Origin of the sequence: Streptomyces changchenzhani, assembly GCF_039766235.1 — a bacterium.
In the GTDB taxonomy this organism is placed as follows: Bacteria; Actinomycetota; Actinomycetes; order Streptomycetales; family Streptomycetaceae; genus Streptomyces.
Genome location: NZ_JBDHNH010000006.1, coordinates 244,593 through 264,625 on the forward strand (window position 1 = coordinate 244,593; position 20,033 = coordinate 264,625).

The following is a 20,033-nucleotide window of genomic DNA, read 5'->3' on the forward strand; positions in this document are numbered from 1 at the left end:
GGGCCGGGTCCGCCGTCGTGCGCGGGGGCGCGGGCTGCGCTGCGGGGACGGCGGGGCGGTCGGCGGAAGGTGACGCCGGGGCGGTCGCGCGAGGCGCGGACCTGGCCCTGGGAGCGGGAGAGCGGGGTCCGGGAGCGGTGTCCGCAGCCGGGGAGGACCAGAATCTGGGGGCGGTGGCCGGAGCCTGGGCGGCGTTTCGGACCGTCGAGCCCATCGGCGGCGCGACCCCCGCTCCCGGTGTGGAGGGGCGTTCGGCACGCGCCGGAGCGGGCGGGTGAAGCGGCTGCGGGCTCGGTGGGCGGGCCGGGTGGGGGCCCGGGACCGAAGGGGGTTCGGTGCCGGACGTGACCGACGGAGGTACCGACTGCCGCGCCCCCGGCGTAGACAGCCACGGGTCCGGGGCAGCTGTGCGGGGGTGGTCCTGCGGGGTGGAGGGCTGTGCCGGGGCACGGTGCGCTTCGGTGCTCATCCGGCCCCCTGTTCGTGTTCTCCCGACCTGTGCCCCACGATGCCCGATCGCCTTTCGGGGCAGGTCCGTTCGTATCCTCACCGCGTGGGCTTCACTCTACGGGCTGACGTGGGCCGGGCGGGAACCAGTCGCGGAGGTCGGGGGAAGTCGGGCGGATCTGACCGGATCGTCCCCCTACCCAGTGGTAATCGACTCTGGCAAGCTCTGGCCATGACACCCCGCGCTGCCGACCGCGCCCGGTACGACCGGGCCACTGCCCATCTCGACGCTCCTGTCGCCGTCGTCGACCTGGAGGCTTTCGACGACAACGCCGCGGATCTGGTCCGCCGGGCGGCGGGCAAGCCGATCAGAGTGGCGAGCAAGTCCGTGCGCTGCCGCGCGCTGCTGGAGCGGGTGCTGGCCCGGGACGGGTTCGCGGGCATCATGTCGTTCACCCTCGCGGAGTCCCTGTGGCTGGCGCGCTCGGGGTTCGACGATGTGCTGCTCGCCTATCCGTCGGCGGACCGTGCCGGATTCGCGGAGCTCGCCGGTGATCCCAAGCTCGCCGCCGCGGTGACCGTGATGGTCGACGACCCGGCGCAGCTCGAACTGATCGACCGGGCCAGGGACGGTGGCACCGAGGAGGTGCGGGTCTGTCTGGAACTGGACACCTCGCTCCGGCTGCTCGGCGGCCGCGTGCGGGTCGGCGCGCTGCGCTCACCGCTGCGCGAGCCCGCCCAACTGGCCGAGATGGCAAGGTCGGTGGTCCGTCGCCCCGGCTTCCGGCTGGTGGGGATCATGGCGTACGAGGGCCATGTCGCCGGGGTGGGCGACTCGGTCGCGGGCCGGCCGGTGCGGTCCCGGGCGATCAGGCTGATGCAGAAGGCGGCCCGCAAGGAGCTGGCCACCCGGCGTGCGGCTGTCGTGGCTGCGGTTCGAGCCGTGGCGCCCGACCTGGAGTTCGTCAACGGCGGCGGTACCGGCAGTGTCCAGCACACGGCAGCCGAGCACGCGGTGACGGAGATCGCGGCGGGCTCCGGGCTCTACGTACCGCGGCTCTTCGACAACTACTCCTCCTTCACCGGCCGCCCCGCCGCCCTCTTCGCCCAGCCCGTCGTGCGCAGGCCGGGCGTCGGCACCGTGACCGTGCTGGGCGGCGGCTATCCCGCTTCCGGGGTCGCGGGCCCGGACCGGCTGCCCGTCCCCTATCTGCCCGAGGGGCTGAAGTACGACCCGCAGGAAGGGCCCGGCGAGGTGCAGACCCCGCTGCTCGGCTCCCCCGCCGACGATCTACTGATCGGCGACAAGGTGTGGTTCCGGCACGCGAAGGCCGGCGAACTGTGCGAGCGCTTCGACCAGTTGCAGCTGATCGAGGGCGACCGGGTAACGGCGACCGTACCGACGTACCGCGGCGAGGGCCGGACCTTCCTGTGACCGCTGCGCATCGGCCGGACGTCTCAGGACGCCCGGCCGATGCGCAGAGAGATACGCGCACGGGCTACACCGGAGTGACGTACGCCCCCGAGATGCCCCCGTCGACCAGGAAGTCGGTGGCGTTGATGAACGAGGAGTCGTCGCTGGCCAGGAACGCCACCGCGGCGGCGATCTCGTCCGCCTCCGCGAACCGGCCGACCGGGATGTGCACCAGGCGGCGCGCGGCGCGCTCCGGGTCCGTGGCGAACAGCTCCTGGAGCAGCGGGGTGTTGACGGGACCGGGGCAGAGCGCGTTGACGCGGATGCCCTCGCGGGCGAACTGCACGCCCAGCTCGCGGGACATCGCCAGTACGCCGCCCTTGGACGCGGTGTACGAGATCTGCGAGGTCGCGGCGCCCATCCGCGCCACGAACGAGGCCGTGTTGATGATGGAGCCGCGTCCCTGGCGCCGCATGTACGGCAGGGCGGCCTTGCAGCACAGGAAGACGGAGGTGAGGTTGACGTCCTGGACGCGCTTCCAGGCGTCGAGACTCGTGGTGAGGATCGAGTCGTCGTCGGGCGGCGAGATGCCCGCGTTGTTGAAGGCGATGTCGACCGAGCCATAGGTGTCGTACGCCGTCTTGAACAGCGCGTCGACCTGCTCGGGGTCGGTGACGTCGACGCGTACGAAGGTGCCGCCGACCTCCTCGGCAGCGGCCTTGCCCGCGGCTTCGTCGATGTCGCCGCAGACGACGTTCGCACCCTCGGAGGCGAGGCGGCGGGCGGTGGCCAGGCCGATGCCGCTGCCCGCTCCGGTGACGACCGCGGTACGGCCGACGAGGCGGCGGCAGACGCCCTCGGGAAGTGCAGGTGTTTCGCTCATGTCGGCTCAGGCCTCCGTGCTGATGAAGATGTTCTTGGTTTCGGTGAAAGCGGTGAGGGCGTCGGGGCCCAGTTCACGCCCGAGCCCCGACTGCTTGTAGCCGCCGAATGGGGTCGAATGGCGCACGCTGCTGTGCGAGTTGACCGACAGGTTGCCCGCGGCGACGGCGCCGCCGACGCGCAGTGCCCGGCCCACGTCACGGGTCCAGATCGAGCCCGACAGGCCGTAGGGAGTGGCGTTGGCGAGCCGGACCGCGTCCTGCTCGTCGTCGAAGGGCAGGATGACGGCGACCGGGCCGAAGACCTCCTCCATGGCCACGTCGGAGCCCGGTGCCGCGTCGGTGAGGACGGTCGGGGCGAACCAGAAGCCGGGGCCCTGGGGGGCGCTGCCCCTGATCGCCCTGCCGCCCTCGGGGACGTAGGACCGTACGCGCTCCAGCTGGGAGCGCGAGATCAGCGGGCCCATCTGGGTCTTCTCGTCGGCCGGGTCGCCGACGACCACCGACTCGACGGCGGGGGTGAGGAGTTCGAGGAAGCGGTCGTACACGGAGCGCTGGACGAGGATGCGGGTACGGGCGCAGCAGTCCTGGCCCGCGTTGTCCAGGAAGGACATGGGGGTGGCCGCCGCCGCGGCCTCGATGTCGGAGTCGGCGAAGATGATGTTGGGGCTCTTGCCGCCGAGTTCGAGGGTGACGCGCTTCACGCGGTCGGCGCACTTCGACATGATCTTCTTGCCGATGCGCGTGGACCCGGTGAAGACGATCTTCGCCACGCCGGGGTGTTCGACCAGTGCGTCGCCCACGACGGCGCCCGCGCCGGGCAGCACCTGGAAGAGGCCCTCGGGCAGCCCCGCTTCGAGAGCGAGCTCGGCCAGTCGCAGCGCGGTCAGGGGTGTGGTCTCGGCGGGTTTGAGGATGACGGCGTTGCCCGCGGCGAGCGCGGGGGCCGTGCCCCAGGCGGCGATCGGCATCGGGAAGTTCCACGGCGCGATGACGCCGATGACGCCGAGGGGTTCGAGGAGGGTGAAGTTGATGCCGCCCGCGACGGGGATCTGAAGGCCGGTGAGGCGCTCCACTCCCCCGGCGGCGTAGTCGAGCAGATCGCGTACGTTGCCCGCTTCCCAGCGTGCGTTGCCGATGGTGTGGCCGGCCTCGCTGACCTCCAGGTGGGCCAGTTCTTCGACGTGGTCGTCGACGGCGTTGGCGAAGCGGCGCAGCAGGCGGGCGCGGTCGGCCGGGGCGGCCGCCGCCCAGGCGCGCTGCGCCCCGGTGGCCCGTACAACCGCCGCGTCGACATCGGCGGCTGTCGAGGCCGCGATGGTGGCGATGACCTCTTCGGTGGCCGGGTTGAGGATGCGGTGCTCGGTGGCGTGCTCGAAGGGCAAGGCGGGCCTCACAGTCGCTCGAAGGAGCGGCGGAGCTCCCAGTCGGTCACCGCGGTGTTGAAGGCTTGCAGCTCGACCCGCGCCATGTTGCGGTAGTGCGCGACGACCTCGTCCCCGAAGGCCGCCTTGGCGATGGGGCTGTTCTCCCAGAGCTCGGCCGCCTCGCGCAGGCTCAGCGGGACGTGCTCGTAGTCGCCGGTGTAGGCGTTGCCCGTACACACCTCGGGGAGTTCGAGCTTGTGCTCGATGCCGTACAGGCCGGCCGCGACGAGGCCGGCGACCGCGAGGTGCGGGTTGACGTCGCCGCCGGGCAGCCGGTTCTCGAAGCGCATCGAGCGGCCGTGGCCGACGACGCGCAGGGAGCAGGTGCGGTTGTCGTAGCCCCAGGCGACGGCAGTCGGAGCGAACGATCCGGGCTGGAAGCGCTTGTACGAGTTGATGTTCGGCGCGTAGAGCAGCGAGAAGTCCCTGAGCGCGGCGAGCTGTCCGGCCAGGAAGTGCTGCATGACCGGGGACATTCCGCCGGGCCCGTCGCCCGCCATGACGTTGCGGCCGGCCTCTTCGACGGCCTGGAGCGAGAGGTGGATGTGGCAGGAGTTGCCCTCGCGCTCGTTGTACTTCGCCATGAAGGTGAGCGAGACACCCTCCTGGGCCGCGATCTCCTTGGCGCCGGTCTTGTAGATGGCGTGCTGGTCGCAGGTGGTCAGGGCTTCGTCGTACTTGAAGACGATCTCGTGCTGGCCGGGGTTGCACTCGCCCTTGGCCGACTCGACGGTCAGGCCCGCCGCCGTCATCTCGTTGCGGATGCGGCGCAGCAGGGGCTCGATCCGGCCGGTGCCGAGCACCGAGTAGTCGACGTTGTACTGGTTGACCGGGACAAGATCGCGATAGCCCTGGTCCCAGGCCTGCTCGTAGGTGTCCTTGAAGACGATGAATTCCAGCTCGGTGCCCACATGCGCGGTGTAGCCGTGTTCGGCGAGCCGTTCCAGCTGGCGGCGCAGGATCTGGCGGGGCGCGGCGACGACGGGTGAGCCGTCGGCCGGCCAGGCGAGGTCGGCGATGAGCATGGCCGTGCCGTCGTTCCACGGGACACGGCGCAGCGTCGAGAGGTCGGGGCGCATGGCGAAGTCGCCGTATCCGCTGTCCCACGAGGACATCGCGTATCCGTCGACGGTGTTCATCTCGGTGTCGACGGCGAGCAGGTAGTTGCAGCCTTCGGTGCCGTTCTCCAGGACGTCGTCGAGGAAGAACTGGGCGGCGAACCGCTTGCCCTGCAACCGTCCCTGCATGTCGGGGAAGGCCAGGACGACTGTGTCTATCTCGCCGCTCGCGATCAGGTCGCGCAGTTCCTGGAGTGCGAGCGGTGGTGTGCGGTCTGCCACGGAAAAGTCCTCCTTCGGTCAGCCGGAAGCCATAAGGTATTCCTGAAGACCATTGCTTGGGAAGGGGAAACCGCAACATGGCGAGCGAAATCGATTCTGCGGACCGCTTGACGCCCGTCCTGCGGCCCGTACGGGCCGGCAATGGGTTCGAGGAGGCCCTGGAGCAGATTCTCCAGGTGCTGCGGCTCGGCCTCGTGCCCGCGGGCGAGCGACTGCCGGCCGAGCGCGATCTCGCGGACCGCCTGCGGATCAGCCGGGTCACGCTGCGCGAGGTCCTGAAGGTGCTCCAGGACCAGGGTCTGGTGGAGAGCAGACGCGGCCGTTACGGCGGTACGTTCGTCCTGCCCCGCCCGGACACCCCCGACGGCGGCTCCGCCGGGGCCGAGCTGCGGCGCCGCCTGGAGTCGGTCGACGTGGAGGACGTCCTGCGGTTCCGCGAGGTCCTTGAGGTCGGTGCGGCCGGGCTGTGCGCGGCGCACGGCCTGACGGAAGAGGGCGTACGGCAGCTGCGCGCGGCGCTCGCCGCCACGCACGACGCGCCCCTCGACGACTACCGCAGGCGCGACACACTGCTGCACCTGACACTCGCCGAGCTGGCCGGGTCCGCGACCCTGACGGCGCAGTACGCCGCCGTGCGCGCGGACGTGAACGGCCTGCTTGACTGCATCCCGCTGCTCGTGCGCAACCTGGAGCACTCCCAGCAGCAGCACACCGCACTGGTGGACGCGGTGCTCGACGGGGACGCCGACGGCGCGCGCGAGGTGATGCGCGAGCACTGCGGAGGCACGGCGGCGCTGCTGCGGGGCTTCCTGACCTGAACCGGCCACCGCCTCGTCCGCGACCTCGTCCGCGACATTCGTAACAGCGGGTTAACGCACAGGTCTTGCGCTGGGACCGGCCGAACCACAAAGGTATGGCATCCCACCATTGAACCTGAGGCAGGAGCGGCTCATGGCCGAGAGCACCGAATCGCGCACCCCACCGTCCGCGTCCTCGGCCGGCGACGGGGACTCCCCCGACGCCATCTATCTGAAGCGGCGCGCGCTCAAGCGCGGCAGCGCCGGCTGGCTGCTGCTCACCGGCCTCGGAGTCGCGTACGTCGTCTCCGGCGACTTCTCGGGCTGGAACATCGGCCTCGCGGAGGGCGGCTTCGGCGGGCTCGCGATCGCCACCCTGCTGATGGGCGTGATGTACGCCTGTCTGGTCTTCGCGCTCGCGGAGCTGTCCGCGATCCTGCCCACGGCGGGCGGCGGCTACGGCTTCGCCCGGCGCGCGCTGGGCACCTGGGGCGGCTTCCTGACCGGCACGGCGATCCTCATCGAGTACATCCTGGCGCCGGCCGCCATCTCCATCTTCATCGGCGACTACGTCGAGTCGCTCAACCTCTTCGGCCTCGACGCGGGCTGGCCGGTCTATCTCGCCTGCTTCGCGATCTTCATCGGCATCCATCTGTGGGGCGTCGGCGAGGCACTGCGCTTCAGCCTGGTGGTCACCGCCATCGCGGTGGCCGCGCTGCTGATCTTCGCGGTCGGCGCGTTCACCGAGTTCAGCGGCGACAACCTCAATGACATCCCGGTCGACAAGGAAGCCTTCGGCTCCAACTCCTGGCTGCCGTTCGGCCTGCTGGGCATCTGGTCCGCCTTCCCCTTCGGCATGTGGTTCTTCCTGGGCGTCGAGGGAGTACCGCTGGCCGCCGAGGAGGCCAAGGACCCGGTGCGCTCGATGCCGCGCGCCCTGTCGATCTCCATGGCCGTCCTGGCGCTGCTCGCCCTGGTCACGTTCTTCGCCGCGACCGGCGCGCGCGGCTCGGCTGCCATTCAGGACGCGGGCAATCCGCTGGTCGTCGCGCTCCAGGGCGACGGCGATCCCACGCCGCTCAGCCGGTTCGTCAACTACGCGGGCCTGGCGGGTCTCGTCGCCTCCTTCTTCTCGCTGATCTACGCGGGGTCCCGGCAGCTGTTCGCGCTCTCCCGGGCCGGCTATCTGCCCCGCTTCCTGTCCCTGACGAGCCGCCGCAAGGCCCCGTACCTCGGGCTGCTCATCCCCGGCGCGATCGGCTTCGCCCTGGCCGCCGGGTCGGGCAACGGCGGGCGGATGCTCAACGTCGCCGTCTTCGGCGCGACGATCTCGTACGCCCTGATGGCCCTGTCGCACATCGTGCTGCGGCGCCGCGAGCCCGAACTGCCGCGCCCCTACCGCACACCCGGCGGCATCGTCACCTCTTCGGTGGCCTTCGTACTGGCACTGTCGGCGCTGGTGGCAACGTTCCTGGTGGACAAGGACGCGGCGTTCATCGCACTCGGCGTCTACGCCGTCGCTCTCGCCTACTTCGCGTTCTACAGTCGCCACCGGCTGGTGGCGGCGGCTCCCGAGGAGGAGTTCGCGGCGCTGGCCGAGGCCGAGGCCGAACTCGAACGCAAGTGACCCACGACTGACCCGCGACCGACCGGAGGACCGTGCACGTGCCCGCCCCCAAGCCGCTGATCGGCATCAGTACCTACCTCGAAGCGTCCGCCAAGTGGGGCGTTTGGGACCTGCCCGCCGCCCTGCTGCCGTCCGGATACCCCCGGCTCGTACAGGCGGCGGGCGGGATCGCGGTGATGCTGCCGCCCGACGAGACCGCGTCGGCCGCCGAAGTGGTGGCCCGCCTCGACGCGGTGGTCGTCGCGGGCGGGCCCGATGTCGAGCCCGTACGGTACGGAGCCGAGCGCCATCCACGTACCGGGCCGCCCGCGCGGGAGCGGGACGCGTGGGAACTCGCCCTGATCGGGGCGGCGTTGGCGTCCGGTACGCCGCTGCTCGGGATCTGCCGGGGCATGCAGCTGCTGAATGTCGCGCTCGGCGGCACGCTCGTCCAGCACCTGGAGGGCCACATCGGGTCCGTCGGCGTCCTGGGCACGCACACCGTGCGCCCGGTGCCGGGCACGCTGTACGCGTCGATCGTGCCGCGGGACTGCGACGTACCGACGTACCACCACCAGGCCGCCGACCGGCGCGGCGACGGCCTGGTGGTGTCGGCGTACGCGACGGACGGCACCCCCGAGGCCGTCGAACTGCCCGGCGCCGCCTGGGTCCTCGGCGTCCAGTGGCACCCGGAGATGGGCGAGGACCTGCGGGTGATGCGAGCCCTGGTCGCGGCCGCCGCAGACGGCCGGACCACGCCCTGACGGACAACCGGCACCACTCCTGCGGCCGCGCCATCGCCCCGCACCCCCATTCCAACCGCCACAGTGGACAGGTACGAGCGAGTCCGACGGCAGGAGGGAAACCGGCGTGACGACGGACGAGGCGCAGGCGCCCTTGCAGTGCCTGGTGACCGGAGCGAGCGGATACATCGGCGGACGGCTGGTGCCCGAACTGCTCGGCGCCGGGCACCAGGTGCGCTGCATGGCCCGTACACCCGAGAAACTGCGCGACTTCCCGTGGGCCGGGCAGGTGGAGACCGTACGGGGAGATGTGACCGACCCGGAGTCGACGGGCAGCGCGCTCAAGGGCATCGACGTCGCGTACTACCTGGTGCACGCGCTCAACACCGGCCGCGGCTTCGAGGACACCGACCGCAAAGCGGCCAAGGTCTTCGCCGAACAGGCGAAAGCGGCGGGCGTACGGCGCATCGTCTATCTGGGCGGGCTCACCCCGGCCCGCATCCCGGAGAGCGAGCTGTCCCCGCATCTGCGCTCCCGTACCGAGGTGGGCCGGATCCTGCTGGACTCCGGGGTGCCCACGGCCGTGCTGCGGGCCGCGGTCATCCTCGGATCGGGCTCGGCGTCCTTCGAGATGCTGCGGTATCTGACGGAGCGGCTGCCACTGATGGTGACACCCAGCTGGGTACGGACCCGGATCCAGCCCGTCGCCGTCCGCGACGTACTGCGCTGCCTGGTGGGCTGCGCGCGGCTGCCGTCGGAGCTGAACCGGACGTTCGACCTCGGTGGGCCCGATGTCCTCACCTACCGCGACATGATGCAGCGGTACGCGCGCGCGGCCGGGCTGCCGCGCAGACTGATCTTCCCCGTTCCGGTGCTCACGCCGTCGCTCTCCAGCCACTGGGTGGGCCTGGTGACGCCCGTACCTGCCTCCATCGCGCGCCCGCTGGCCGAGTCGCTGCGCCACGAGGTGGTGTGCCACGAGAACGACATCGCGCAGTACGTCCCCGAGCCGCCGGGCGGCCCGATCGGCTTCGACCGGGCGGTCGAGCTGGCCCTCAAGCGCGTGCAGGAGGCGGATGTCACCACCCGCTGGTCCTCCGCGTCGGTGGCCGGCGCGCCGAGCGACCCGTTGCCCACCGACCCCGACTGGGCGGGCGGCAGCCTCTACACGGACTCCCGTGAGCAGACCGTCGACGCGTCGCCCGAGAAGCTGTGGCGGGTGATCGAGGGCATCGGCGGCGAGAACGGCTGGTACTCCTTCCCGCTCGCCTGGGCCGTACGGGGCTGGCTGGACCGCCTGGTCGGCGGCGTCGGTCTGCGCCGCGGCCGCCGGGACGCGTCCCGCCTGCGCGTGGGCGACTCGCTCGACTTCTGGCGGGTGGAGGAGGTCGAGCAGGGCCGACTGCTCAGGCTGCGGGCGGAAATGCGGGTGCCGGGGCTGGCCTGGCTGGAACTGCGGGTCGAGACGGACGAGAAGGGCCGGACGGTATACCGGCAACGGGCCCTGTTCCATCCGCACGGGCTGGCGGGACACGCGTACTGGTGGAGCGTGGCGCCGTTCCACGGGGTGGTGTTCGGCGGGATGGCCCGCAACATCGCGGCGGCTGCGACGCGGTGACGGTGGCGGGTCACGTGGTTTCCTGCGGCGTCCACGGCGTCCTTGCCTTCGAGACCGCGGCGTCAGCTGTCTTCCCTTGCCGGTCGGGTGAGCGTCAGCAGGTCACGGGCGGGGCCCGTGGGGCGGGGCCCGGTCGGCCAGACCGCGCGCAGGTCACGACTGAGCCGAACGCCCTCGACCGGGATCTTGACGAGGCGGCGCGAGGCCAGCTCCTCCCCCAGCGCGAGCTCGCTCAGCACGCTGGGGCCCGCGCCGCTGACCGCGGCGGCCTTCACCGCGGTGGTGGAGGAGAGTTCGAGGAGGGGGTCAGCGAGGCCGCCGTGCCCGGCGAGGGCGGCGTCCAGGACCTGGCGGGTGCCCGAGCCGCGTTCGCGGAGGATGAGGTGGGCCTCGGCCAGTTCCCGCGCGGCCACCGGGCGGCGGCGCCGGGCCCACGGGTGGGTCGGGGCCGCGACCACCACGAGCCGGTCGTGGCCGATGACAACGCCGTCAAGACCGTCCGGCACGGCCAGGCCCTCGACGAAGCCCAGGTCGGCCTCACCGCTCAGCAGCCGCTGCGCGACCGCCGCGGAGTTGCCCGCGAGCAGGGAGACCGCGGTGCCGGGGCGCTGGCCACTGAGGGCGATCAGCCAGCCGGGCAGCAGGTACTCGGCGATCGTCATGCTGGCCGCGACCCGCAGCCGCGAGTCCCGCCGGCCGCGCAGCGCCTGCGCGCCCGCGTCGAAGGCCTCGGCCGCCTCCACGACCTGCCGGGCCCAGTCGGTGACGAGGGCGCCCGCGTCGGTGAGCCGCGAACCGCGGGGTGAGCGGTCCACCAGGGCGACGCCGAGCCGGCGTTCCATCGAGCGGATACGGCTGCTCGCCGCGGGCTGGGTGATGCCGAGCTCGCGCGCCGCCCGCCCGAGGCTGCCGAGCCGGGCGACGGCGAGCAGCAGCTCCATGGAGCCGAGGTCGGGCACCCGGTGCGCGAGGGGCGGCCGGTCACCGGAGCCGGGGTGATTCCCCGACGCGTCCGGCGATACGGACGGAGGGCGACCACCTCCCGAACCGGGACCCGAGGCCGAAGCCGGGCCCAAGCCTGAACCCGAGGCCGCCCTCGAACCCGACCCCGTGTCCGAGCCCGTCGCGTCGTCGACGCGCTGGTGTTCGCCGAAGCCTGGGTACGTCATAAAGCCAGCTTATGACCCCATAGAAGAATCGTCCCTGGTGGGGGCCGCTCCCGCCGAGGAAGGTGATCGCATGGCCATCTCCGCGCAGCCCCACCCCCTCCTCACGGCCACCCCGCGCCGCCCGGCCCTGCGCCATCTCGGCCCCAACTGGTACGCCACCGTCATGGGCACCGCCATCGTCGCCAACGCCGGCGCCGCGCTCCCCCTCGACGCCCCCGGTCTGCGCACGGCGTACACGATGGTCTGGGCGCTGTCCGTGCTGATGCTCGCCGCGCTCCTGCTGGCCCGCGCCGGGCACTGGGCCCGCCACGGAGACCAGGCCAGGACGCATCTGCTCGACCCGGCCGTCGCCCCGTTCTACGGGTGTCTGGCGATGGCGCTGCTCGCCGTCGGCGGCGGTACCGCTTCGGTCGGCGGGGATGTCGTCGGCGCCGGGGCGGCCCTCGCCGCCGCCGCGGCGCTGTGGTGCGCGGGAACGGCCGTCGGGCTGGCCGCCGCCGTCGTGATCCCATATCTGATGGTCGTACGCCACCGGGTCGACCCCGCAGGCGCCTCCCCGGTGTGGCTGCTGCCGGTCGTCTCGCCGATGGTCTCCGCCGCGCTCGGCCCGCAGCTGATACCGCACCTGCCCGAGGGCCAGTGGCGCGAGGCGATGCTGCTCGCCTGTTACGCGATGTTCGGGCTCAGCCTGCTGGCCACCCTGCTGATGCTCCCGCTGATATTCGCCCGTCTTGTCCACCACGGCCCACTGCCGCTCATCCTGACGCCGACGCTCTTTCTCGTCCTGGGGCCGCTCGGCCAGTCCACAACCGCCGTCAACACGCTCGCGGACGTCGCGCCGGGCGCGATCGGGGCGCCGTACGCGCACGCTCTCGGCGCGTTCGCCGTCCTCTACGGCGTGCCGGTGATGGGGTTCGCGCTGCTGTGGCTGGCGCTCGCCGCGGCACTGGTGGTCCGCGCGGTCCGCAACGGGATGACGTTCGCGATGACCTGGTGGGCCTTCACCTTCCCCGTCGGTACATGCGTGACGGGCGCCGCGGGTCTCGCCCGCCACACCGGGCTCGACGCCTTCGGCTGGCTCGCGGTGGCGCTGTACGCCGTACTCGTCACTGCGTGGGCGGTGGCTTCGGTCCATACGCTGCGCGGTCTGCTCGGCGGAGCGCTGCTCGCAGCACCGCCGACGCCTCGGCCAATGACGGCCCGTACCACGTGAGGTGGCGGCCGCTGACGAGCGCGGCCGGCAGCCCCGGGAAGGCCTCCGGCCCGTCGTCGGCCGTGAAGCGGTAGGGCTCGTCCGGCAGCACCACCAGGTCGGCCCCGGCCGCGCGCAGCTCGTCGAGCGGGATCCGCGGATAGCGCTCGGCGTGCCCGGCGTAGAGGTGGTCGACGCCCAGGCGGGCCAGCAGGTCCCCGGCGAAGGTGTCGCGGCCCAGGACCATCCACGGCCTGCGCCAGATCGGCACGACCGCCGTCAGCCGGGGCGCGGGGCCCACTTCGCCCCAGGCGTCGTGTGCGGCGTCGAGCCAGGCCGGGCGGGAGCGCAGCCCGCAGCCTTCGACCAGGACGCGTTCCAGCTCGTCGAGGGCCTCGGGCAGGTCGCGGACGACCGTGACCATGACGGTGAGGCCCGCCTGCCGCAGCGCGGCGAGATCCGGCTCCCGGTTCTCCTCCTCATTGGCGATGACGAGGTCGGGGGCGAGCCGCACGATCGCTTCGACGTCCGGGTTCTTGGTGCCCCCGATGCGTACGACGTCGAGGTCCGCCGGGTGGCTGCACCAGTCGGTCGCCCCGACGAGCAGCCCCGGCGCGCTCACGGCCACCGCCTCGGTCAGCGAGGGCACGAGCGAGACGACGCGCACGGCGGACCCGTCAGCCGCTGTGGCCGACGGTGCCTGCCGCGGCGACGATGAGGATGCGGGTGCCCGGCTCGGTGGCGCGCCACCGGTGCCGTACACCGCCGGACAGGAACAGCGTGTCGCCGCGCTCCAGCCGGTAGGCGCGGCCTTCGGCCTCCACCTCGGCGGCGCCGTCGGCGATGTACATCAGCTCGTCGCCGTGGTGCTGGAATTCGCGGCGGGTGTCCTGTTCGCCGGTGTATTCGGTGGCCTTCAGCTGGTGCCGGCCCCGCACCACGCACCGCACGCCGTCGGAGTTCCCGACGTCGTCGGTGGCCCGTACGACATCGACCATGAGCCCCGAGTCGGCCGCCGCGATCAGCTCGGCCACCGAAGTCTTCAGCGCCTCGGCCACCCGCTCCAGCGAGCGGGTGCTGGGGCGGGCCCGTTCGTTCTCGACCTGGCTGAGGAACGGCACCGAAAGACCGCTGCGGGCCGAGACCGTGGACAGGGTGAGTTCCAGGGCTTTGCGACGCCTCCGGACGGCCGTACCGACCCGAAGGGTTTCCTTGTCGTCCATCGCTCCGGCTCCTTCCCTGGCTCGTGGTCCGAACCGGCTGAGTGAAGCCTACGCAGCTTCACGCGACGGTTTCGTACATACGTCAGGGAAGGTGTCCCCATCGGACCGGACGGAGAACACGAGGGGGGTGGCATCACCACGTGGTGATGCCACCCCTCGGTGGTGTCGTGCACGGCGGCGAACGGTCAGCCGGTCGCCGGCGTCATCTTCTCCGCGATGCCCGGATTTTCCTTCATCCAGGCCTTCACGGCCTCTTCCTCATGGCCCGTGCCGCGCTTCTGGATCTCGTTCTCCAGACCGCCGAGCTGCTCCTCGGACAGCTTGAACTTCTTGAACCACTCGGTCAGCTGCGGGTAGTTCGTCGGGAAGTCCTTGTTGCCGATGATGTGCAGGCGGTCGCCCTCACCGAAGAGCTTCTTCGAGTCCTTGAGCTTGGTCATCTCGTACTCGTTGTACGCCCAGTGCGGGGTCCAAAGGATCACCGCGACGGGCTCCTTCTTGGCGTACGAGCGCTTCAGCTCGGCCAGCATGCCGGGCGTGGAGCCGTCGACGACCTTGTACTCCTTGTCCAGGCCGTAGCCGGGCAGGACGTTGGTCTTGAGGTTCTCCATCGTCGCGGTGCCGGGCTCGATGCCGATGATCCGGCCCTTGAACTTGTCGCCCTTGCCCTTGAGATCCTCAAGCGACTTGACGTCCTTGACGTACGACGGGACGGCGACCTCGATCGATGTCGGCCCGTACCAGGACCCGATGTCGGTCAGCTTGTCGCCGTACTTGTCCCAGTAGTTCTTCTGCGTGTACGGCAGCCAGCCGTCCAGCTGGACGTCGAGCTGGCCCCGGGACATCGCCGCGTACATGGGACCGACCTCGAACTGCTTGAGGTTGATCCGGTAGCCGCGCTCCTCCAGGACCGCCTTCCACAGGTACGTGGCGGCAATGTCCTCCTCCCAGGGGAACCAGGCCATCTCGACGGCGCGGTCACGCTCGTCCTTGCCGTTCGCGGCCTTGGACGTCTTGGCGACCGGGACCCATTTGTCGAGCAGGTCCGGGTTGTCCTTGAGCCAGGCGCGGACGGCCTCCTGCTCCTTGCCCTTGCCGGTCTCCTGGATCTTCGATTCAAGACCGGTGAGCTGCTTCTCGGTCATCTTGAAGTTCTTGATCCACTTGGCGACCGTGGGGTTCTCCTTGGAGAAGCCCTTGCGCGCCAGGGTGTGCACACCGTCGCCCTTGCCCCAGCTGGCCTTGGGGTCCTTGAGCTTCTTCAGGTCGAAGTCGCTGTACGCCCAGTGCGGCGACCACAGCGTGGTGACGATGGGCTCCTTCTTGGCGTACGCGCGCTTCAGCTCGGCCAGCATCGCGGGCGTGGCGCCGTCGACGACCTCGAACTCGCCCTCCAGGCCGTAGTCCTTGAGGACCTTGTCCTTGAGGAGCCCCATCATTCCGGCGCTCGGCTCAATGCCGATGATCTTGCCCTTGAACTTGCCGGACTTGCCCTTGAGGTCTTCGAGGGAGTCGATGCCCTTCACGTACGAGGGGACGCTCAGCTCCAGCGAGGTCGGGCCGAACCACGAGCCCATGTCCTCCAGCTTGTCCTGGTACTTCTTCCAGTACTTCTCGTGGGTGACCGGCAGCCACGAGTCGGTCTGGAGGTCGATCTGGCCGGCCGCCTGGCCGGTGTAGAGCGAGCCCGCCTCGTACTGCTTGGTATCGACCTCGTAGCCGCGCTGCTCCAGCATTTCCTTCCAGAGGAAGGTGGAGGCGATGCCTTCGTCCCACGGGATGTAGCCCATGGAGATCTTCTTGCCCTGGCCGACGTTCGAGGAGTCGGCGACGGACTTGGTCGAGGAGCCGCCGAAGAGGCCCATGCCGCCCGCGACCAGCGCGAGAACGACAACGCCCGCGATCGCGACGACCGGCTGCGGCCGGTAGCTCCAGATCTTCGAACCGCTCGACAGCGTCTGCGCCTTGGCGAGCGCGCGCCGGCCGAGCGGGGAGACCTGGTTGCCGAGCGCACCGGTCATCCGGTCCAGGTACATGGCCATGATGACGATGGACAGGCCGGCCTCGAAGCCGAGACCGACGTCGATGTTGCCCAGCGCGCGGTAGACCGCGCCACCGAGGCCGCCGCCGCCGACCATGCCGGCGATGACCACCATGGACAGGCCCAGCATGATGACCTGGTTGATGCCGGCCATGATCGTCGGCAGGGCGAGCGGGAGCTGGATACGCAGCAGGGTGTTGCGCGGCGTCGTGCCGAACGCCTCGGCGGCCTCCACGAGGTCACCGTCGACCTGACGGATGCCGAGCTCGGTCATCCGGACGCCGGGGGGCAGCGCGAAGATGATCGTGGCAACGATGCCGGGGACCGCGCCGACGCCGAAGAAGATGACGCCGGGGATCAGATACACCATGGCCGGCATGGTCTGCATGAAGTCCATGACGGGCCGGGTCACGGCGCTGACGGTCTTGGACCGCGAGGACCAGATGCCGAGCGGGATCGAGATCGCCAGGATGATCACGGTGGAGACGAGTACGAGCGACAGGGTCGACATGGCGTCGTCCCACAGTTCGACCGAGTCGATCAGCGCGAATCCGGCGAAGGCCAGCAGACCGGCGATCAGGCCGCGCAGCCACCAGGCGATGACGGCGAAGATACCGGCGAGGATCAGCGGCTCGGGCGCGGTGAGCGCGCCGGACACGGCGTCGTGCAGGCCGCCGACAACAGCGGTGATCGCGTCGAACAGCCAGGTGAAGTTCTCGATGAGCCACTCGACACCACTGTCGACCCACTCACCCAGGGGGAACCTAGGCACCGGCGATCACCTTGCTCACGGAGTTGACGCTCATGGGGACGACGGTGTCGGCGGAAGCCTTCGGCGCGTCTCCCGGAGTCATCGGCTCTCCGAGTACGGCGAGCAGCCGCGACCGCGGTACGACGCCGGTCAGCCTGCCGTCGGGGTCGATGACGGCGACGGGCGCGCTGCTGGTGGAGCAGGGGGTGAAGAGCTCGATGATCGGAGTGTCCGCGGTGACGGTGGCGGGCGCCGCCTTCAGGACGTCATCGGCGGTACGCAGCGACGCGCCCTCGTCGGTCCTCGTACCGAAGGCGGTGTCGGGGTCGGCCATGATGGCGCCCGCGGTGAGGACCCGTGAGCGGTCCACGTCCTGGGTGAAGGAGGCGACGTAGTCGTTGGCGGGGGTGACGAGGATGTCCTCGGCGGTGCCCATCTGGACTATTCGGCCGTCGCGCATGACCGCGATGCGGTCGCCGAGGCGCATGGCCTCGTTGAGGTCGTGGGTGATGAAGACGATGGTCTTCTTCAGCCGCTTCTGGAGCTCCAGGAGCTGGTCCTGCATGTCACGGCGGATCAGCGGGTCGAGGGCGCTGAACGACTCGTCCATGAGCAGCAGGTCGGCGTCGGTGGCCAGCGCGCGGGCGAGGCCCACACGCTGCTGCATGCCGCCGGACAGCTCGTCGGGCCAGGACTTCTCCCAGCCCTTGAGGCCGGCGAGTTCCAGGGCCTCGGTGGCGCGCTTCAGGCGCTCCTCGCGGGGAATACCCTGCACTTCGAGGCCGTAACCGACGTTCTCCAGGACGCTGCGGTGCGGGAAGAGCGCGAAGTGCTGGAAAACCATGCTGATCTTCGAAGAACGAACGCCGCGCAGCTCCGAAGGGCTCAGTGCGGTCAGGTCCTGGTCGTCGAAGAGCACCCGACCGGCGGTCGGCTCAAGCAGTCCGTTGAGCATGCGCAGCAGCGTGGACTTGCCTGATCCGGACAGACCCATGACAACGAATATCTGCCCTGGCTCCACGGTGAACGTGGCGTCGATCACCGCGGCGGTCGTACCCTCGGCCCGCAGCTCGTCACGGTCGGCTCCACTTTCGAGCTTCTGAACCGCGTCTTCGGGTCGTTTGCCGAACACCTTGTACAAGTGTTCAGCCTGCAGCCTGGACACATACACCTCACGCGTTGAACTGAAAACGGCCCACCACCCCCGCTCGGCAGGCCGTGGAGCGGCACGGATTCGGCCCGTTTCACCCATCAAGAAGTTGAAACCAAAATGGGGTCCGCTCCGACGCGGCACCTGCCCCCGCTTACACAGGTCAAACACAAGAGTGATCCACTTCACGCCGCCGCCTCTTGCGTCACGTACGGCATCATCGGAGGGTGACGCGACGCCTGATGCTCCTCGACACCGCTTCCCTCTACTACCGGGCCTATTTCGGGGTCCCCGACACCGTCCGCGCCCCCGACGGCACACCGGTCAACGCCGTGCGCGGACTGCTCGACTTCATCACCCGCCTCGTCCAGGACCACCACCCCGACGACCTCGTGGCCTGCATGGACGCCGACTGGCGGCCGCACTGGCGGGTCGAGCTGATCCCCTCCTACAAGGCGCACCGAGTGGCCGTGGAGACCGAGACGGGCCCCGACGAAGAGGCCACCCCGGACACGCTCGCGCCGCAGGTGCCGATCATCGAGGCGGTGCTCGACGCGGTCGGCATCGCCCGGGTCGGTGTCGCGACGTACGAGGCGGACGACGTGATCGGCACGCTCGCGGGCCGTGCGACCGGGCCGGTCGACATCGTCACCGGCGACCGCGACCTCTATCAGCTGGTCGACGACGCCCGCGGGGTACGGGTGCTCTATCCGCTCAAGGGCGTCGGCCAGCTCCAGGTCACCGACGAGGCGTGGCTCCGCCAGAAGTACGCGGTGGACGCCTCGGGGTACGTCGACTTCGCCCTCCTGCGCGGCGACCCGAGCGACGGACTGCCCGGCGTCCCCGGTATCGGCGAGAAGACCGCGGCCAAGCTGCTCGACACGTACGGCGACCTGGCCGGGATCATGGCCGCCGTCGGTGACCCGGCGTCGAAACTGACGCCGTCGCAGCGCAAGCGGCTTGACGAGTCGCGGGACTATGTCGCGGTCGCCCCCAAGGTGGTGCGCGTCGCCTCCGACGTGCCGCTGCCCGGCTTCGATCCGGCGCTGCCGACCGAGCCGCTCGATCCGGAGCTGCTCGACGCGCTGGCGGACCGGTGGGGGCTGGGCGGCGCCCTGCAGCGACTGCTCTCCACTCTGCGGACCTGAGTGCTAACTTAGGTAAGCCTAAGCAGACGAGCGTCAGGGGAGAAACCACCGTGGCAGAACGACCGGCCCGTAAGGCACCGCAGATTCACGAGGCACTGGTGACGCGCACCGAGCGGATCACCCCGCACATGGTGCGGGTCGTCCTCGGCGGTGAGGGCCTGGCCGGCTTCACCGTGGGCGAGTTCACCGACCACTACATCAAGGTGCTGTTCCCGGCCGCGGATGTGACGTACCCGGAGCCCTTCGACATGGCCCGCATCCGCGAGGAGTTCCCGTCGGAGCAGTGGCCGGCCACCCGGGCGTACACCGTGCGGAGCTGGGACGCGGCCGCGCGCGAGCTGGCCGTCGACTTTGTGGTGCACGGCGACGAGGGCCTGGCGGGGCCGTGGGCCGCGCTGGTCCGGCCGGGCGAGACCGTACGTTTCCTCGGCCCCGGCGGCGGCTACGTCCCGGACGCGGCGGCCGACTGGCACCTGTTGGTCGGCGACGAGAGTGCGCTGCCCGCGATCGCCGCCTCGCTGGAGCGGATGCAGGCCGGAGCAGTGGTGCACGCCTTCGTCGAGGTGGCGGACGCCGAGGAGGAGCAGAAGATCGTCACGCCCGACGGCGTCGAGGTCACCTGGCTGCACCGAGGTGACAACCCGGTGGGCGACAGCCTGGTCGCCGCCGTGCGCGGTCTCGACTTCCCGGCGGGCGACGTCCAGGCCTTTGTGCACGGTGAGGCGGGCTTCGTGAAGGATCTCCGCCGCCATCTGCGCATCGAGCGGGCGATCCCGCGCGAGCGGCTCTCGATCTCCGGCTACTGGCGCCTCGGCCAGGACGATGACGCCTGGCGCGCGGCGAAGCGGGAGTGGAACGAGCAGGTGGAGCGCGAGCAGGAGAGCGCGGCCTGACTCGGGCCTCGGACACGTTCGGATTCTGGAGTACGCCCCTGAGCCCCGCCGCCTGGATGTCCAGCTTGGCCACCCGCTCTTCGAGCAGCTCCGCCACCTCGTCCGGCGGCAGCGCGCCACCGGCGAGAGCGCGGTCTCGAAGCGCGGGAATTCGCCCGGGGGTACGGCGAGCAGGTCGGACAGCCAGTTCAGC

The 20,033-nt window shown here is 70.7% G+C and carries 16 protein-coding genes; 8 read left to right on the forward strand and 8 right to left on the reverse strand.

The genetic code is table 11. The annotated features are described in order from the left end of the window. Positions 1–679: 679 nt before the first annotated feature. Positions 680–1,882 (forward strand): amino acid deaminase/aldolase, encoded by a 1,203-nt coding sequence (locus ABCR94_RS20690; RefSeq protein WP_347121056.1) that lies wholly within the window; start codon positions 680–682, stop codon positions 1,880–1,882. Positions 1,883–1,946: 64 nt separating this feature from the next. Here the strand turns inward: ABCR94_RS20690 and ABCR94_RS20695 are convergent, their stop codons facing one another. Genes ABCR94_RS20695 through ABCR94_RS20705 form a run of 3 tightly spaced genes read right to left on the reverse strand, consistent with a single transcriptional unit; the run spans position 1,947 to position 5,509 of the window. Next, positions 1,947–2,744: a 3-oxoacyl-ACP reductase gene (locus ABCR94_RS20695; protein ID WP_347121058.1), complete on the reverse strand. Its 798-nt coding sequence runs from the start codon at positions 2,742–2,744 to the stop codon at positions 1,947–1,949. Between the two features lie 6 nt (positions 2,745–2,750). Then, positions 2,751–4,127, reverse strand: coding sequence for an aldehyde dehydrogenase family protein (locus tag ABCR94_RS20700; RefSeq protein ID WP_347121060.1), 1,377 nt, complete (start codon positions 4,125–4,127; stop codon positions 2,751–2,753). 8 nt (positions 4,128–4,135) lie between these two features. Beyond that, positions 4,136–5,509, reverse strand: coding sequence for a glutamine synthetase family protein (locus ABCR94_RS20705; protein ID WP_347121062.1), 1,374 nt, complete (start codon positions 5,507–5,509; stop codon positions 4,136–4,138). 77 nt (positions 5,510–5,586) lie between these two features. Between ABCR94_RS20705 and ABCR94_RS20710 the strand changes: the two genes are divergently transcribed. From ABCR94_RS20710 to ABCR94_RS20725, 4 genes are all read left to right on the forward strand, one after another. After that, a complete protein-coding gene (locus ABCR94_RS20710; protein ID WP_347121064.1) occupies positions 5,587–6,327 on the forward strand; it encodes a FadR/GntR family transcriptional regulator in 741 nt (246 codons plus the stop codon). 133 nt (positions 6,328–6,460) lie between these two features. After that, positions 6,461–7,933 (forward strand): ethanolamine permease, encoded by a 1,473-nt coding sequence (gene eat / locus ABCR94_RS20715; RefSeq protein ID WP_347121066.1) that lies wholly within the window; start codon positions 6,461–6,463, stop codon positions 7,931–7,933. A gap of 38 nt (positions 7,934–7,971) precedes the next feature. Further along, positions 7,972–8,676, forward strand: coding sequence for a gamma-glutamyl-gamma-aminobutyrate hydrolase family protein (locus ABCR94_RS20720; protein WP_347121068.1), 705 nt, complete (start codon positions 7,972–7,974; stop codon positions 8,674–8,676). A gap of 106 nt (positions 8,677–8,782) precedes the next feature. Next, entirely contained in the window at positions 8,783–10,273 is a 1,491-nt protein-coding gene (locus ABCR94_RS20725; RefSeq protein WP_347121070.1) for an SDR family oxidoreductase, read from the forward strand. 62 nt (positions 10,274–10,335) lie between these two features. Here the strand turns inward: ABCR94_RS20725 and ABCR94_RS20730 are convergent, their stop codons facing one another. Beyond that, positions 10,336–11,214 carry a LysR family transcriptional regulator gene (locus ABCR94_RS20730; RefSeq protein ID WP_347121384.1) on the reverse strand — a complete coding sequence of 293 codons (879 nt, stop codon included), beginning with the start codon at positions 11,212–11,214 and terminating at the stop codon, positions 10,336–10,338. Between the two features lie 298 nt (positions 11,215–11,512). Here ABCR94_RS20730 and ABCR94_RS20735 point away from each other — a divergent pair, with 298 nt between their 5' ends. Further along, entirely contained in the window at positions 11,513–12,655 is a 1,143-nt protein-coding gene (locus tag ABCR94_RS20735; protein WP_347121072.1) for a TDT family transporter, read from the forward strand. Here the strand turns inward: ABCR94_RS20735 and ABCR94_RS20740 are convergent. From ABCR94_RS20740 to ABCR94_RS20755, 4 genes are all read right to left on the reverse strand, one after another. After that, a complete protein-coding gene (locus ABCR94_RS20740) occupies positions 12,549–13,301 on the reverse strand; it encodes a helical backbone metal receptor (protein WP_347121074.1) in 753 nt (250 codons plus the stop codon). The genes ABCR94_RS20735 and ABCR94_RS20740 overlap by 107 nt on opposite strands. 10 nt (positions 13,302–13,311) lie before the next feature. Beyond that, entirely contained in the window at positions 13,312–13,857 is a 546-nt protein-coding gene (locus tag ABCR94_RS20745; protein ID WP_347121076.1) for a helix-turn-helix domain-containing protein, read from the reverse strand. A 185-nt stretch (positions 13,858–14,042) separates the two neighbouring features. Then, a complete protein-coding gene (locus ABCR94_RS20750; RefSeq protein WP_347121078.1) occupies positions 14,043–16,670 on the reverse strand; it encodes an ABC transporter permease/substrate binding protein in 2,628 nt (875 codons plus the stop codon). Beyond that, the gene (locus ABCR94_RS20755; protein ID WP_347121080.1) at positions 16,663–17,814 is read right to left on the reverse strand and encodes a quaternary amine ABC transporter ATP-binding protein; all 1,152 of its coding nucleotides are present in this window, start codon (positions 17,812–17,814) and stop codon (positions 16,663–16,665) included. The genes ABCR94_RS20750 and ABCR94_RS20755 overlap by 8 nt, the downstream gene beginning before the upstream one ends. Before the next feature lie 227 nt (positions 17,815–18,041). Here ABCR94_RS20755 and ABCR94_RS20760 point away from each other — a divergent pair, with 227 nt between their 5' ends. Together ABCR94_RS20760 and ABCR94_RS20765 are read left to right on the forward strand one after the other, a co-directional pair. Then, positions 18,042–18,947 carry a 5'-3' exonuclease gene (locus tag ABCR94_RS20760; RefSeq protein WP_347121386.1) on the forward strand — a complete coding sequence of 302 codons (906 nt, stop codon included), beginning with the start codon at positions 18,042–18,044 and terminating at the stop codon, positions 18,945–18,947. A gap of 50 nt (positions 18,948–18,997) precedes the next feature. Continuing rightward, a complete protein-coding gene (locus ABCR94_RS20765; RefSeq protein WP_347121081.1) occupies positions 18,998–19,840 on the forward strand; it encodes a siderophore-interacting protein in 843 nt (280 codons plus the stop codon). Positions 19,841–20,033 lie beyond the last annotated feature (193 nt).